The following is a 15,334-nucleotide window of genomic DNA, read 5'->3' as shown; positions in this document are numbered from 1 at the left end:
TCAGATGCGTATAAGAGACAGGAGCCCGGGCCCGCCCCCGCGTCTCCGACCCCCGGCACCACGGCGGCAACCGGGCCTGCGGCAGCCGGGTCTGCGGGACGCGGGGACGAAACTCCTGGCTCCGCGGCGGCAGCCGGGTCCGGGGTGCCCGGGAACGGGACCCCGGCGACGTTCCACGAGATGTGGCGGGACCTCCTCCCCATCGGCAGGGACCGGGACAGCGGCGGCTACCACCGCCACGCCTGGACGGGCGCCGACGCCGAGTGCCGTGCCTGGTTCCGCGCGCAGGCCGGGACCCGGGGCCTCACCCTCGAGACCGACCGCAACGGCAACCAGTGGGCCTGGCTCGGCGACCCGCACGGCACGGACGCCGTCGTCACCGGCTCGCACCTGGACTCCGTCCCGGACGGCGGCGCGTTCGACGGGCCGCTCGGCGTCGTCTCCTCCTTCGCCGCCCTCGACGAACTGCGCGGCAGGGGCGCCGCATTCACCAAGCCCCTGGCGATCGTCAACTTCGTCGACGAGGAGGGCGCCCGCTTCGGCCTGGCCTGCGTCGGCTCCCGGCTCACCGCCGGGCAGCTGACCCGCGAGAAGGCGTACGAACTCGAGGACGCGGACGGCGTGAGCCTGCCGCACGCCATGGAGCGCGCCGGACTCGATCCCGCGGCCATCGGCCCCGACCCCGAACGGCTCGCCCGTGTCGGCGCCTTCGTGGAACTGCACATCGAGCAGGGCCGCGCCCTCGACCGCACCGGCCACCGGGTCGGCGTCGCCAGTGCCATCTGGCCCCACGGGCGCTGGCGCTTCGACTTCCGCGGCGAGGCCAACCACGCCGGCACCACCCGGCTCGCAGACCGCCGCGACCCGATGCTCGGCTACGCCGAGACCGTCCTCGCCGCCCGCCGTGAGGCCGAACTCGCCGGTGCACTCGCCACGTTCGGCAAGGTCTCCGTACAGCCGGGCGGCGTCAACGCCATCCCCTCCCTCGTCCGCGGCTGGCTGGACTCGCGGGCCGCCGACCAGGACACCCTGGACACGATGGTCGCCGCGATCGAACGCGCCGCCCGGGAGCGCGCGGAGCGCGACGGCGTCGGCCTCACCGTCGTACGGGAGTCCTTCACCCCCGTCGTCGAGTTCGGGCACGCGCTGCGCGACGAACTGACGAGGATCCTCGGCGGCGCGCCCGTCCTCCCCACCGGAGCCGGACACGACGCCGGGATCCTGTCCGCGTCCGTGCCGACCGCCATGCTGTTCGTGCGCAACCCCACGGGCGTCTCCCACTCCCCGGCCGAGTCCGCCGCCGAGGACGACTGCGTGGCCGGGGTGCACGCGCTCGCCGACGTACTGGAGGCCCTGGCGTGCGGATGACCGTGCCGGTGACGTACTGGCTCGAGCACGCCTGGCTGGGCACCCAGGCCGAACCCGGGGTCGCGGTCGAGACCGCGGACGGCCGGATCACCGCCGTCCGCACCGGCGCGCAGTCCCCGCCGCCGGGGGCCGAGACACTGCGCGGACTGACCGTCCCCGGCCTCGCCAACGCCCACAGCCACGCCTTCCACCGGGCCCTGCGCGGCGCCGTCCAGGTCGGCACGGGCACCTTCTGGACCTGGCGCGAGGTGATGTACGCCTGCGCCGACCGGCTCACCCCGGACAGCTACTTCGCGCTCGCCCGCGCCACGTACGCCGAGATGGCCCTCGCCGGCATCACCGCCGTCGGCGAGTTCCACTACCTCCACCACGCCCCCGGCGGCGTCCGCTACGCCGACCCCAACGCCATGGGCGAGGCGCTGATCGCCGCCGCGACCGAGGCCGGAATCCGCATCACACTGCTCGACACCGCGTACCTGTCCTCCGGCTTCGGCGAACCCCCGGACCGGCACCAGACGCGCTTCTCGGACGGCACGGCCGACGCCTGGGCCGAACGGGTCTCCGGGCTGCGGCCGGATCCCGGCGGGCACGTCCTGATCGGCGCGGCCGTCCACTCCGTACGGGCGGTGCCGGCCGACCAGCTCGCCACCGTCGCGGAATGGGCACGGGAGCACGGCGCGCCGCTGCACGTCCACCTCTCCGAGCAGACGGCGGAGAACGAGGCCTGCCTCGCCGCGCACGGCCGCACCCCGGTCCGGCTGCTCGCCGACCACGGCGTGCTCGGCGAGCGCACCACCGGTGTCCACAACACCCACCTCACCGACGAGGACATCGCCCTCATCGGCGGCTCCGGCGCCGGCACCTGCATGTGCCCCACGACCGAACGCGACCTCGCCGACGGCATCGGTCCCGCGGCCGCCCTCCAGCGGGCCGGATCCCCGCTGTCGCTGGGCAGCGACAGCCACGCCGTCATCGATCTCCTCGAAGAGGCCCGGGCCCTGGAGCTCGACGAACGGCTGCGCACCCGCAGACGCGGCCACTGGACGGCCGCCGCGCTGCTGCGCGCCGCGACCGCCGACGGTCACGCGGCCCTCGGCAGGTCCGGCGCCGGGACCATCGCGGTGGGCGCGCCCGCCGATTTCACCACCCTCGCCCTCGACTCCGTGCGCACGGCGGGCACCGCGTTGGAACTCGCCGCCGAGACCGCCGTCTTCGCCGCCACGGCCGCCGACGTGCGGCACACCGTCGTGGGCGGCCGCGCCGTCGTGCGCGACGGGGCGCACACCCTCGTCCCGGACGTACCGGGCGCCCTGACCGCCGCGATCGCAGCCCTGCGGGAGTGACATGACCAGCCCGTCCAGCCCGTCCGGTCCGTCCGGCGCCGGCGCCCGGAACGCCTCCGCCAGCACCCTGATCACCGGCATCGGCAGCCTGGTGACCAACGAACCGTCCCTCGGCGCGGGCCCGCTCGGCCTGATCGAGGACGCGGCGCTCGTCCTGGTGGGCGAGCGGGTCGCCTGGGCCGGGCCCGCCGGGCGCGCACCCGCCGCCGACACGGCGTACGACGCGGGCGGCCGGGCCGTGATCCCCGGCTTCGTCGACTCGCACGCGCATCTCCTCTTCGCGGGCGACCGCACCGAGGAGTTCAACGCCCGCATGTCCGGCCGCCCCTACTCCGCGGGCGGCATCCGCACCACCGTCGCCGCGACCCGCGCCGCCTCCGACGCCGAACTGGAGGCCAACCTCGTACGGCACCTGGACGAGGCCCTGCGCCAGGGCACCACCACCCTGGAGACCAAGTCCGGCTACGGGCTGAGCGTGCACGACGAGGCCCGCGCCCTGCGCATCGCGGCCGCGCACACGGATGAGGTCACCTATCTCGGCGCGCACGTCGTCCCCCCTGAGCACGTCGACGACCCCGCGGGTTACGTCGCTCTCGTCACCGGCGAGATGCTGGACGCGTGCGCCCCGTACGCCCGCTGGGTCGACGTCTTCTGCGAGCGGGGCGCCTTCGACGGCGACCAGGCGCGCGCCGTCCTCACCGCCGGAATGGCGAAGGGCCTGATCCCGCGCGTCCACGCCAACCAGCTGACGTACGGACCCGGCGTGCGGCTCGCCGTGGAACTCGGCGCCGCCTCCGCCGACCACTGCACCCACCTCACAGCCGAGGACGTCGATGCCCTCGCCCACTCGGAGACGGTCGCGACGCTGCTGCCCGGTGCCGAGTTCTCCACCCGTGCGGCATGGCCGGACGCCCGCCGCCTCCTGGACGCGGGCGCCACCGTCGCCCTGTCCACCGACTGCAACCCGGGCTCGTCCTTCACCAGCTCCATGCCGTTCTGCATCGCACTCGCCGTACGGGACATGCACATGACCCCGGACGAGGCGCTCTGGTCCGCCACCGCCGGCGGCGCCCGCGCGCTGCGCCGCCCCGACCTCGGCCGCCTCGGCCCGGGTGCGCGCGCCGACCTGGCGCTCCTCGACGCCCCGAGCCACGTCCACCTCGCCTACCGGCCGGGCGTCCCCCTGGTGACGGAGGTCTGGCGTGCGGGCGCCCGCGCCCGCACGGACCGCTCCGGCCTACGCCCCGGGTGACTCGACCGGCAGCCCGCGCTCGACCGCGGCCGCCGCCAGCCTCTTGTCGTAGGTGACGAAGGCGGTGAGCGCCTGCTCCAGGTACTCGGCACTGGCCAGGTGCACGGCGTCGAGTGTGCGCAGGTGGCGCATCGGGAACATGCCCGCCGCGCGGAGGAAGGGGTCGGTGATCCGGATGCGCAGCACCCGGTCCAGCAACTCTTCGGCGGCGTCGCCCACTTCGGGGTCGGCACCGGCGCGTACGAGGGTGCGTGCCACCTCGGTCTGGGCGAGGGCGGAAGTGGCATGCCCCTCGGCGGCGCGGGCCGACAGGAAAGTGCGCAGGGCGGCCGTCTCCGGTTCCGCGACGACCAGCTTCAGCAGCGCGCAGGAGTCGAGGTAGATCACCGGTTCTCTTCCTCGCGCAGCTCCCGCAGAAGGTCGGAGAGTTTCGCGGGAGCGCCGGACCGGGGCGGAAGGGGTTCCCAGCCGCCGAGACCACGAGCGGTCGCCGCGTTGTCCGGATCCACGGACCCGGTCCGGATCAGGTCCTCGCGAACACGTTGCTCCGGGTCGGGAGGCCCCAGGACGGCGATGAGCCGGCCATTGCGGGTGATCTCGACCCGCTCGCCGGCCGCCACGCGGTCGATCAGTTCGCTGGCATGCTGCTGGAGCTGCCGGATCGGGACTCTGGTCGTCATGCCTCGACGCTACGGGTGGCGTGCGGCGGAATCCATGAACGTGCGGCGTCATTCGTCCGAAAGAGGTACGCCGAGCAGGTGGAGCGGGTTTTCCCGGCATCGCCCGGCTGCGCCGCCATATAGGGCGGTTGAAACCCTCTTCACCAATTGGCCACAACATGCTGCGGTACCTACCCGTGGAGCGGCCCTTGACGGTACCTTCCAAGATGTCCAGGGGGGACTTGACCGGGGGGTCACGTTGAGCAGTGGACGCATCCGTGTGGTGGGGGCCGGGGAACTCGGCGAGCGGGACAAGGAGATCTGGCGCGAGCTGAGGGCGAAGACCGGAGCTCCGCAAAGCCCCTTCATGGAACCGGAGTTCACACTCGCAGTCGGGAGGGTGCGGCCGCAGGCGCGGATCGCGGTCGTGCGGGACGGCGCCGAGGCCGCCGGGTTCTTCCCGTTCGAGAGGGGACCGCTGGGCCAGGGCCGCGCCATCGGATTCGGGGTGTCCGACTGCCAGGGCCTGGTGCTGCGGCAGGGCACGGACCTCGGCGCCAGGGAACTGCTGCGCGCCTGCTCGCTGTCCAGCTACGCCTTCGACAACCTGGAGGACGGTCAGGACCTGTTCGCGCCGTACGCCGCCGAGGGGCACCCCACCTTCGTCATCGACGTCGGCGAGGGCTACGCCGCCTACGAAGCCGTGCTGCGCGCCCAGTCGCCGAAGTTCCTGAAGACGACGCTGGCCAAGGAGCGCAGGCTCGGCCGGCAGGCCGGCGAGCTGCGGTTCGTCTTCGACGAGCGGGACCCGGCGGCGCTGCGCACGCTCATGGGGTGGAAGTCCGCGCAGTACCGCAGGACGGGCCGCCGCGACCGCTTCTCGCAGCAGTGGATCAGCGAACTGGTGCGGGTCCTGGCCGGCACCAGGGAACCGGGCTGCACCGGCACGCTCTCCGTGCTCTACGCCGCGGACCGGCCTGTCGCCGCGCACTTCGGGCTGCGCTCGCAGACCGTCCTGTCCTGCTGGTTCCCGGCGTACGACCCGGAGTTCGGCAAGTTCTCGCCGGGGCTGATCCTGCATCTGCGGATGGCGGAGGCGGCCGCCGCCGAGGGCATCGGGATGCTGGACCTGGGCCGGGGCGCCGCCGAGTACAAGGACGCCCTCAAGACCGGCGAACTGCCCGTCCACGAAGGGGCGGTGATCCGGCCGGGGGCCGGCGCCGCACTGCACTGGCTGAGCGTCGAGCCCTCGCGCCGTGCGCACAGCTTCGTGCGGAACCGGCCGCGGCTCGCGTCGCTGGCGTCGAAGACCTTGAAGGGACTGGGCAGGCTGCGGCGGCCGTGACGGGGGTTCGTGACAGGAGTCCGCGACAGGAGTCCGTGACAGCAGGGGGGAAACATGTCCCGTACATCACGTACACAGCAGGAGATCCGCAGGTTCCAGGAGATCCGGCCCATCCAGATCGCCGAACTCGACCTCAGGGGCGGCGAGACCCGGCTCGCACCGGGCCCGGGCAGCCCGCCCGTCACCCACGGCGACGTCTTCGTCCTGGTCAGGAGCGAGGGCCGGCCGGTCGGCACCGTCCTCGGCCATGTGCCCCAGGGCGCCGACCCCGAGGTGGTGCTCGCCGCCGCGGCGCGCGAGGCCCGGCTCCCGGCGGACGGCGGGCGCCCGGAGCCCGCGCTGCCGCGCCCGCCGCGCACAAGCGTGATCGTGGCCACCCGCGAGCGCGCCGGACAGCTCGCCCGCGCGCTGGACTCCCTCCTCGCCCAGGACCACCCGGACTTCGAGATCGTCGTCGTCGACAACGCGCCTGTCACCACCGGGACGCGGGAACTGGTCGAGCGGAAGTACGCCGAGCGCGTCCGCTACGTGTCCGAGCCCGTGCCGGGCCTCGCCCGGGCCCACAACCGGGGCCTGGCCGCCGCGGACGGCGAGGTCCTCGCGTTCACCGACGACGACGTCGTCGCCGATTCGCGCTGGCTCACCGAACTCACCGCGCCCTTCACCGCGGACCCCCGGCTCGGCTGCGCCACCGGGCTGATCCTGCCCGCCCGGCTGCGCACCCCCGCCCAAGTGCTGCTGGAGAGCCACGGCGGCTTCGCCAAGGGCTTCACCGCACGGACCTACGACCCGCTGAGCCCGCCCGCGGACGAGCCGCTGTTCCCGTTCACCGCGGGCCGTTTCGGCTCCGGCGCCAACATGGCGTTCCGGGCCGGGGTGCTGCGCGCCGTCGGCGGTTTCGACCCGGCGACGGGTGCCGGGACGCGCGCCAAGGGCGGCGACGACCTCTACGGTTTCGTACGCGTCCTCAGCCAGGGCCACCGGCTGCGCTACACCCCGCAGGCCCTCGTCTGGCACCACCACCGCGAGACCTGGCGGGACCTGGAGAACCAGGCGTACGGCTACGGGGCCGGCCTGACCGCCTACCTCACCGCGATCCTGGTGCGCCGTCCCGCCCTGCTGCCCGCCCTGCTGGTCCGGCTGCCCCGGGGACTGGCGTACGCGCGCACCCTGACCGCGACCAGCGAGGGCGGCACCGCCGGGGTTCCCGGCGAGCACGGCACCCGCGGCCATCCCTGGCCGCGCCGCTTGTCGCGTCTCCAGCGCCGGGGGATGCTGTACGGACCGCTCGGCTACGCCATGGCCCGACGCGCGCTGCCCAGGGAGGCGAGATGACGGCCGCCGCCGCACCGGGACACGGACAGGGACAGGGACCGGGACAGCACTCCATTCCGGTCTTCCTCTACCACGCGGTGATGGACGACCCGCCCGGCTGGATCGCCGAGTTCACCGTCAGACCCAGGGAATTCGCCGCCCACCTCGACGCGATCGTCGACAGCGGACGCACCCCCGTCACTGTCAGCGCGCTGAGCGACCACCTCGCCGGGCGCGCCCCGCTGCCGCCCCGGCCCGTCGTCCTCACGTTCGACGACGGTTTCGCCGATCTGCCGGGTCCCACCGCCGAGGCGCTCGCGGGCCGCGGACTGCCGGCGACCGCGTACCTCACCACCGGCGCCCTCACCCCGGGCGGCCGCGGCAGCCTGCTGCCGCCCGCCCCGATGATGGCCCTGGAGCAGGCGCCGCTGCTGGAGCAGTACGGCATGGAGGTCGGCGGGCACACGGTGACCCACGCCCAGCTGGACACCCTCTCCTCGAAGGCGCTGGCGTACGAACTGCGGGAGTCGAAGGCGGTGCTGGAGGACACCCTGGGGCACGGGATCCGCCATCTCGCCTATCCGCACGGCTACAACAGCCGCGGCGTACGGGCGATGGCGGCGCGCACCGGGTACGAGACCGCGGTCGCCGTGCGCCATGCCCTCAGTTCGGGGTGGGACGAGCGGTACCGCATTTCGCGGCTGATCGTGCGGCAGGGCCACACCCTCGCGGACGTCGAGGGCTGGCTGGCGGGGCGGGGCGCGAGGACCGCCCCGTACCGGGACGGGCCGAAGACGGTCGGCTGGCGGTGGTACCGGCGGGCCCGCGCCGCCGTGCGCGGACCCGTCTTCGCGGGCTGACCCCGGTCGGGGTCCCGGTCGGCCGCCGGGGCCGGACTCCGGGGCGGAACGCCGAGGCCCGCTCCCGGAATCCGGCCCCCGCCCCCGGCTTCCGGCCCCGCCGGTGAAGGCCGCCTACCTCCCGCCCGGCTGGTTGAGGTACGGATCGGAGACCGCCTCGCGCAGCGCGCTCCACGCCCGGTCGTTCGCCACCGACAGATCGCAGTGGGGTCCGGGATCGCGGTAGTTCCACTGGAGCGCGGCCTTCACCCCGTCCAGGTCCTTGATGACGCGCGGCACCTCGGCGTACCACTCCGCCTGCCGCGAAGGCCGCTCCGGGTCGTTCGCCGAGCCGAACTCGGAGAGCATCAGCGGCTTGTCGTCGGAGATGTGGGTGCGGATCCACTCGTGCGAAGCGGTCTGCGTCTGCTCGAAGCTCAGCCAGTCGGTCTTGTGGCAGCGGTAGTAGTTGTACTGGTTGTAGCCGATCCAGTCGACGTACTCGTCGCCGGGATAGAGCCGCTCGAACAGCTTGCCGTGGTCCAGGTACCCGGTGATGATCCACGTCCACACGACGTTGTCGGCGCCGAGCTCACGGAACCGGTCGTGGATGTGCCGGTAGGCCGCGACGTACTCCTCGGGCGTGCCGTTGCCGGGCGTACGCGTGTCCATCTCCAGGTCGAAGGAGAGGAAGACCTTCTTCCCGGTCCGCCGGCCGTACTCCGCGACCCGCCGGGCCTGTACGTCGATCACCGACTCGTCCAGGCCGCCCGCGGCGATCTCCTTCCAGTCCGGCTGCTGTTCCTTCGTGCCGCCCCACCACTTGCTCTCCCAGGACAGCAGGAGCATCCGGTCACGGCCGACGCGCTGCTCCTCCTCTGTGAGCAACCGGCCTTCCAGCCGGGCCCCCTCGACCAGGGACATGTCGTGGTACGTGTACACGATGTCCAGTCGGCGCCCGACGCGCTTCTCGTAGGCGAGGACCTTCTCCTCCAGCTCCCCCTTGGACTTGTCGTGCTGGACGAAGGCGCCGAACCACGCGCCGCACGGCGGTTCCAGCAGTTCCGTGGGCCGGCAGTCCCCGCTGCCCGCCGAGGGCCCGGAGTCCGGGTCCGCCGCCACCCGCACGCCCAGCCCGGCCACCAGGACCCCGCACGCGACGGCCGCCGACGCGATGAGGATCCGGCGGCGGCCGTGCGGCGAGCGGTCGTGCGGCCTGCGGTGGTGACCCGTGGGGGAGTGCCCCGGGGTGGACGGCTTCCGTCCGGGCAGCGGTCGGCCGGACAGTTTCGTACGGAGGCGACGCGGCAACGTCACAGAGCGGAACCCTTCTGTGGCTGTGGCGGCGGAGAGGAGCGCAGCCGCGGGCAGAACGCGGCGAGCGTGGTCAGCAGGGTGAGGAGCAGCAGGACCCGCTGCCCGCTGAAGGCGTGGACGGCCAGCAGCACCGTGGCGGCGAGCATCGCGGCCGCCACGCTCAGCAGCACGAGCAGCATCAGCTGCTCCAGCAGGTCGGAGTGGCGTTCGAAGTGCGGGTCCCAGCGCTCCGCGGGCGCCTGGGCGGACCGCGCCCGCAGCGCGGGCCGGCAGATGCCGACCAGCGCCCCGCCCGGCCCGGTGAGCAGGAACGCCCCGACGGCGGCGGCGCGCAGCGGGGAGGCGCCGGGCAGGGTGAGCGCGGCGAGGGCGAGCCAGCCGCCGAACGGCGGAAGCATGCGGAGCACGAGCTGTCCTGGGGTCGTCGTCCTCACCGGGCCGTCCTCCTCAGTTCGTAGACCGCTCCCGCGTCGTTGCGTGCCACCAGCTCGAACAGCGGTGACGTGGCGACGGATTTCTCGATGCGCCGCAACTCCGAACCGGTGAGCAGCCCGTTCATCTCGGAGTTCGCCAACTGCCCGTCGGTCAGGAGGAAGTAGGCCCGGCCCGGCGCTTTCACCTCGGCCATGTCCGCGGCGAGGGTGGCGGCGGGCCGCTCCAGGATCCGTTCGACATGGCTCCGGTCGTCGTCGAGGAACCAGTAGTGGCCGACATTCCAGTACGAAGCGTACGCGAGCGGGTAGTTGCGGTGGGCGGCCACGACGAGGGAACCTTCCGGCGCCTCGTCGAAGAGGCTCTGGACGAGGTCGACCTCCTGCGGCGGGAAGTAGCTGAGCCGGTCCTTGCCCGCGTAGCTCGGCAGGAAGGCGAGCGTTCCGGCGAGCAGCGCCGCCGGCGGAAGCAGGGTGAACCGCTTGGCGGTGGCGAGCGGCGGCGGCCCGCCGGCGTTCCGGTCGGCGGCGTCCGCGCCCAGTGTGTGCACCCTGGGCAGCAGTGCCGCGGCGGCGAAGAAGGCAGCGCCGGGCAGCATGAACATCAGCACCCGGAAGATCATCTCGCTGCCGTAGTCGTTCGCGGCGAGCATCGGCAGCGGCGCGGCGGCGAGCAGCAGCAGGGGCAGGGCGCGGCGGCGCAGCACCCGCTGGCGCAGTGCGCCCACCGCGGCGAGCAGCAGCACCGAGCCGGACAGCAACCTGGCCACCCAGGAGGTGGCGATCGCGCCGGTGCCCGTCGGCGTCGCCCCGTACCCCGTCGAGACATTGCCGCCCACATCGCCGAAGGAGCGGATCATGTCGGGCAGCGCGGCACTGAGGAAGGGCAGCGCCGCGGTGAGGTTCCAGGCCAGGAAGACGAGGGCGGTGACGAGCAGCGGTGCGACGTCGCGGTAGCGCCGGGTGAGGCACAGCGCGGCGAGGGAGACGATCAGCATTCCCGGGGTGAGCTGGTGCGAGATGGCGATCGCGGCGGCGAGGACGACGATCAGGAACGTCCACACCGCCTGGCGCCGCGGCCCCTGCCGCCCGGAGCGGCCGAACCGGCGCAGGACGACGGCGAGCACGCCGAGGTGCAGGGCGAAGGCCACGGACTGCGGCGAGAAGTAGTCCTGGCCCACCCAGTTGGCGACGTAGAACACCCACACCGCGGTCCAGATCAGCCGGCGGTCCTCGGTGAAGGTGCGGTAGATCAGCAGCAGCGGGAGCAGCAGCATCAGGCTGGAGACCAGCGGCCACCAGGTCATGTACGCCGCGGCGCTCTCCACGCCGGCCAGCCGCACCAGGGCGGCCTGCGCGGCGAAGAATCCGGGCCACTGGTCGTACACCGCCATGTCGCCGAGCTGCGCCTCGGTCTGGAGCGCGCCGGCCGTCAGCAGGTGGTCGACGACGGCGTCGTGCTTCCACGCCCAGGCATACAGCGGGGTGGGGTAGACGAGCGCCTGCGTGGCCCGCTCGACCAGCAGCAGGCCGAGGACGTACGCCAGCGACCAGCCGTGGTGGCGCCGCGGCTCGCGGACCGTGAACCAGAACCCGCAGGTGAGGAGCGCGAGCGCGGCCCAGAACGCCGGGTGCACGGCCGTGACCAGCCCGAAGTCGTCGAGGTCCGAGATTTCCGTACGGCGCACCGCGAACGCCCACAGGGCGAGCGCGGCGGCCAGGGGGAGCGCGGGCCATCCGGCGGACAGGCGCCGCCCGCGGCGGGCCGGAAGATCGGAGAGGTCCACCGCGGACCCGTCGGCCGAGTGGTGAGATTCCTGGGACCCGTGTGACTCCTGGGAATGCTTCCCGGCCGACTCGGATCTTTCCTCGGCTCTCTCTGCGGATGTGGCTGGCGGACGCACTACGTTCCCCCTGGCGGATCGGCTCGGTGGCTGGATCAGTCCTTCGGCGGTCTGCGACGGTGGCGCTGTCGGCCCACGACCGGTGCCGCCCCGGCCGCCAGGGCCGACAGCACGAGCAGCGGCGGTGCGAAAGGCGACAGTGGCTCCTGGGCCGTCCAGCCGCCCACCGCGGCGAGCCAGAGCACCGACCAGCGCGCCTGCCACGGCAGCCGGGGGGCGCGGGCCAGGAGGTGGCCCAGGGGCACGAGACACAGCACCAGGCAGACGGGCGGCCCCCAGCGCGGCAGCGGCCCCGCCCAGGCCGACGCCGGGTACCACGCCGCGTCGACGGCCACCGGTTCCAGGCCGAGCGCCACCGGCGCCGCGTGGAGGGCCAGCGTGAAGACGGCCAGCGCGGCGCCGGGCAACCACGGGTCCCCGGGCGCGCACAGGGTCACCGACGCCACGAACACGAGGAGGACCAGCACTCCGGCGGCGCTCGCGAGCACCGGCAGACCATCGATCAGCTCCCGCCCGGTGAGCTGCTCGCGCCGCTCACCGCCGAGCCAGGGCAACCGCGCCAGTGCCACCCAGAACAGCCCTGCGGCGGCCCCCAGCACGGCCCACAGCGCGGGCACGAGCCGGCTCTCGCCGGTGCCGTCCCCCCGCCCGGCGGCGGGCGGGGCCGGGCCGTCCCCCGGCCGGGCCGGTGCGGTGCCGTGTCCCCCGGACGCCCCGGGCGCTTCCCCGCGGGGCGGTGCCGGCCCCGCGGAGGGGCCTCCGCCACCGGGACCGGCGGCGTCCGGCGGGTGTGGCACCCGGTCGGTGGTCAGGGCGAGGGTGTCGTCGGGCGAGGGCTCACGGTCCGGCAGGGAGCGGCCCAGGAAGAGCGCCGCCGTGTCCGTGTCCCTGCCCTCGTGCTCGTACGCCGCGCGGCGGGCCCAGTTCGTGCCGTAGCCCGCGGCGTTGAGGCGCGCCCAGCGGGTGCCGTAGGAGGGGGCGGAGGCCGGGGCCATGTCGGCGGGCATCCGCGCGGTGCCGCGCAGCGCGGAGCGCAGGCCGGGAACGCAGACGGCGGCCACGGCCGTCATGCCGAGCAGCATCGCCCAGCCGGCGCCGGCGATGCCGGCGCGGGTGAGGAGCAGCGCGGCGCTGCCGAGCACCAGCGTGCACATGGTGCCCTGGAGCGCCGCGAGCACGCCCGTGCGGCCCTGGACGCGCAGCACGCCGATGTACAGCTCGACCGCGACGCGCGGCAGCGCCGCCGCGGCGAGCAGCCGCAGGACGAGCGCGCCGTGCTCGGCGTAGTCCTTGCCGAAGGGGGCGAGGATCAGCGGGGCGAAGGCGATCAGCACCAGCACAACCGGCACCAGCAGCACGGTCATCCGGCGCAGCGCGCCCCGGACGCCCTCGGCGAGCCGCTGCGGATCGTGCGAGGCGTGCGCGGTCAGCGAGGAGGCCATGTTGATGGCCATGAACTCCATCGTGCCGCCGACGGTGTACGCGACGTAGAAGTAGCCGTTCTCGGCCGCGCTGAAGCGGACCGCGACCATCACGGGCAGCAGATTGATCATTGCCAGGCTGAACAGCGCGCCGACGGAGTCACCGGCCAGGAAGCGGCCGATGGCCCGCAGCCGCGGCGGCTCCCGGTCGCGGTCGGCGGCCGCCTGGTTCGGGATGAGACGGCGGAAGACCAGCCAGCCGAGCGGCAGCGTGGAGAAGGCGATGGCCACGGCCCAGGAGACGAAGATGCCGAGCACCGGCATCGCGCCGGCCACCACCGCGAGCAGGACCAGTTTGCCGAGGGAGAACACCGTGTTGCCGACCGGCACCCAGAAGGCCTTGCGCAGCCCGGTGAGCACCCCGTCCTGCAGGGTGAGCACCGCCCAGGCCACGCAGGCCGCGACGAACAGCGCGCCGGCTGCCGGCGTGCCGAGCGGCGCGTACGAGGGTCCCCACAGGTCCAGGGTGAGCAGGAAGCCGACGCTGACCAGCGCGACGATCGCGGAGCTGACGGCGTAGGTGCGCCACACCAGCGACGCGGTCGCCCGCCCGGCGCGCGGCACGAAGCGGACCACGGCGCCGATCATGGTCGTCGCCGTGACGCTGGCGAGCAGCCGCATGGCGGCGATGGCGGCGGAACTCTGGCCGACGGCGTCCTCGCTGTAATACCGGGCGGCGACCAGCCAGAATCCCAGTCCGAGCACCGCGGAGACGCCGGTGCTGAGCATCAGCGCGTACGCGTTCCTGAACAGCGAGTCGCCGCCACCGCCCGAGCCGTCCCCGGGCGGCTTCCCGCCGTCCTCGGCGGGCGTCGTCGGCCCCCGCACCGGCGCCTGGGCCTTCTCCCGCGTGTCAGCCACCGCCGGCGCCGCCGCTCACCCGGTGAGGAAGGGCGGGGTAGCGTGCCCCCGACTCCTCCAGGACCTCGATGATCTCCTCCGCCCGCAGCGGGTCGGCGGGCAGCGCGTGCCGGGCGAACCAGCGGGCGCCCTCGGGGGCGTGGGACAGGTCCGTGAACGCCTCGCCGGCGTAGTCGTCCAGCGGCGGGTCGTACAGGTAGCCCACGACGATCCCCCGGCGGGCGAGGGCGGCGATCGCCGCGTCCCGGTCGTCCACGAGCAGCGGCACCCGGAACAGCGGCTGCACACCGCCGCGTTCGGCCCCGGGCGCGGCCCAGCGGGTACGCAGCAGGAGTTCCGTGCCCGCCCGGTGATCGCCGAGTATGCGGTCGAGACGCCCGAGTTGCCGCCCGATGCGGTGGATCCGCGTACGGCCCGGCGCCAGGCGGTAGTCGTGCATGTCGACGCGGATCCACGAGTGGTGGGCCGTGAGGTCCGGGGCCCGCGTGGTGGCCAGGGCCAGTTCGTACGGGCGCAGCGGCATCCGGATCTCCTCGCGCTCGACCAGGCCGAGCAGCCCCAGCGTGGCCCAGGCGGCCCGCCGCAGTCCCAGGCCGCGGACGGCGGCTTCGGCGTACGGCCGTACGGCGTAGGAGAGTTCGGCGGCGAACCGACTGGGGACGAGCAGGTCGTCACGCGTCTTGGCGAGGGCATCGCGCAGGCCGGGATCGGCGATGGCGAGGAAGCCGCCGGCCTTGGCGGCGGTGTGTTTGGACAGGCTGAAGACGGACGCGTCACCGAAGGTGCCGACAGGTCGCCCGCCGATCCGGCTGCCGATGGCGTGCGCCGCGTCCTCGATCAGGGGAATGCCCAACGCGTCGCACCTGGCACGGAGTTCGGGCGCCGGGTCGGGGTTCCCGTACAGATTGGTGGTCAGTACCGCGGACAGCGTCGGCCACACCGAGTCCGGGACGGCGCCGGCGTCGATGGACCCGTCCCACGGGTTCAGCGGCGCCTGCACGGGCCGCAGCCCGGCGGCGAGCAGCACGAAGAAGATGACGTCGTCGTTGACCGGCGACATGAGCACCCGGCCTCCGGGCGGGCACCAGTGACGCAGCGCCACGTACAGCCCGAACCGGCACGACGGTACATATAGACACTCCCGGCCGAGGCGACCGCGCATGGCCTCTTCCAGTTGGAAGACCGGCCCCGCCGCCCCGCCGGCCTCCCCAATGGCCATG

Annotated in this window: 13 protein-coding genes; 6 read left to right on the top strand and 7 right to left on the bottom strand. The window is 73.9% G+C overall.

What is annotated here, in order from left to right; translation table 11 throughout:
- Positions 1 to 180 precede the first annotated feature (180 nt).
- Genes GUY61_RS22570 through hutI form a run of 3 tightly spaced genes read left to right on the top strand, consistent with a single transcriptional unit; the run spans position 181 to position 3,963 of the window.
- Positions 181 to 1,368, top strand: coding sequence for an allantoate amidohydrolase (locus GUY61_RS22570; RefSeq protein WP_166632050.1), 1,188 nt, complete (start codon positions 181 to 183; stop codon positions 1,366 to 1,368).
- Positions 1,365 to 2,711: a formimidoylglutamate deiminase gene (locus GUY61_RS22565; RefSeq protein ID WP_166632054.1), complete on the top strand. Its 1,347-nt coding sequence runs from the start codon at positions 1,365 to 1,367 to the stop codon at positions 2,709 to 2,711. The genes GUY61_RS22570 and GUY61_RS22565 overlap by 4 nt, the downstream gene beginning before the upstream one ends.
- Position 2,712: 1 nt before the next feature.
- Positions 2,713 to 3,963 carry an imidazolonepropionase gene (gene hutI, locus GUY61_RS22560; protein WP_166632049.1) on the top strand — a complete coding sequence of 417 codons (1,251 nt, stop codon included), beginning with the start codon at positions 2,713 to 2,715 and terminating at the stop codon, positions 3,961 to 3,963.
- Here the strand turns inward: hutI and GUY61_RS22555 are convergent.
- Positions 3,949 to 4,350, bottom strand: a complete 402-nt coding sequence (locus tag GUY61_RS22555; RefSeq protein WP_166632048.1) for a type II toxin-antitoxin system VapC family toxin — start codon at positions 4,348 to 4,350, stop codon at positions 3,949 to 3,951. The two genes, hutI and GUY61_RS22555, sit on opposite strands and share 15 nt — an antisense overlap.
- Entirely contained in the window at positions 4,347 to 4,643 is a 297-nt protein-coding gene (locus GUY61_RS22550) for a type II toxin-antitoxin system Phd/YefM family antitoxin (RefSeq protein WP_166632047.1), read from the bottom strand. The genes GUY61_RS22555 and GUY61_RS22550 overlap by 4 nt, the downstream gene beginning before the upstream one ends.
- Before the next feature lie 238 nt (positions 4,644 to 4,881).
- On the opposite strand from GUY61_RS22550, the gene GUY61_RS22545 reads away from it, so the two are divergent.
- From GUY61_RS22545 to GUY61_RS22535, 3 genes are all read left to right on the top strand, one after another.
- Complete coding sequence (locus GUY61_RS22545; RefSeq protein WP_243766666.1) at positions 4,882 to 5,967, top strand: GNAT family N-acetyltransferase; 1,086 nt, start codon at positions 4,882 to 4,884, stop codon at positions 5,965 to 5,967.
- A gap of 54 nt (positions 5,968 to 6,021) precedes the next feature.
- On the top strand, positions 6,022 to 7,302 hold the full coding sequence (locus GUY61_RS22540; protein WP_166632046.1) for a glycosyltransferase family 2 protein: 1,281 nt from the start codon (positions 6,022 to 6,024) through the stop codon (positions 7,300 to 7,302).
- An 80-nt stretch (positions 7,303 to 7,382) separates the two neighbouring features.
- The gene (locus GUY61_RS22535; protein ID WP_243766669.1) at positions 7,383 to 8,141 is read left to right on the top strand and encodes a polysaccharide deacetylase family protein; all 759 of its coding nucleotides are present in this window, start codon (positions 7,383 to 7,385) and stop codon (positions 8,139 to 8,141) included.
- A 114-nt stretch (positions 8,142 to 8,255) separates the two neighbouring features.
- Here GUY61_RS22535 and GUY61_RS22530 read toward each other — a convergent pair whose 3' ends face one another.
- From GUY61_RS22530 to GUY61_RS22510, 5 genes are all read right to left on the bottom strand, one after another.
- Positions 8,256 to 9,296: a glycoside hydrolase family 26 protein gene (locus tag GUY61_RS22530; RefSeq protein ID WP_398956503.1), complete on the bottom strand. Its 1,041-nt coding sequence runs from the start codon at positions 9,294 to 9,296 to the stop codon at positions 8,256 to 8,258.
- A 137-nt stretch (positions 9,297 to 9,433) separates the two neighbouring features.
- Entirely contained in the window at positions 9,434 to 9,871 is a 438-nt protein-coding gene (locus GUY61_RS22525; protein WP_313896803.1) for a hypothetical protein, read from the bottom strand.
- On the bottom strand, positions 9,868 to 11,655 hold the full coding sequence (locus GUY61_RS22520) for a glycosyltransferase (protein ID WP_166632044.1): 1,788 nt from the start codon (positions 11,653 to 11,655) through the stop codon (positions 9,868 to 9,870). Before GUY61_RS22520 ends, GUY61_RS22525 begins: the two co-directional genes overlap by 4 nt.
- Positions 11,656 to 11,807: 152 nt before the next feature.
- The gene (locus tag GUY61_RS22515; protein WP_398956495.1) at positions 11,808 to 14,114 is read right to left on the bottom strand and encodes a lipopolysaccharide biosynthesis protein; all 2,307 of its coding nucleotides are present in this window, start codon (positions 14,112 to 14,114) and stop codon (positions 11,808 to 11,810) included.
- Positions 14,107 to 15,276 (bottom strand): DegT/DnrJ/EryC1/StrS family aminotransferase, encoded by a 1,170-nt coding sequence (locus tag GUY61_RS22510; RefSeq protein WP_166632043.1) that lies wholly within the window; start codon positions 15,274 to 15,276, stop codon positions 14,107 to 14,109. Before GUY61_RS22510 ends, GUY61_RS22515 begins: the two co-directional genes overlap by 8 nt.
- Positions 15,277 to 15,334: the final 58 nt, after the last annotated feature.

Origin of the sequence: Streptomyces sp. GC420, assembly GCF_009916105.1 — a bacterium.
Taxonomy (GTDB): domain Bacteria; phylum Actinomycetota; class Actinomycetes; order Streptomycetales; family Streptomycetaceae; genus Streptomyces.
The sequence above is the reverse complement of the archived record's forward strand: the minus strand, read 5'-3'. Positions and strand labels throughout refer to the sequence as shown.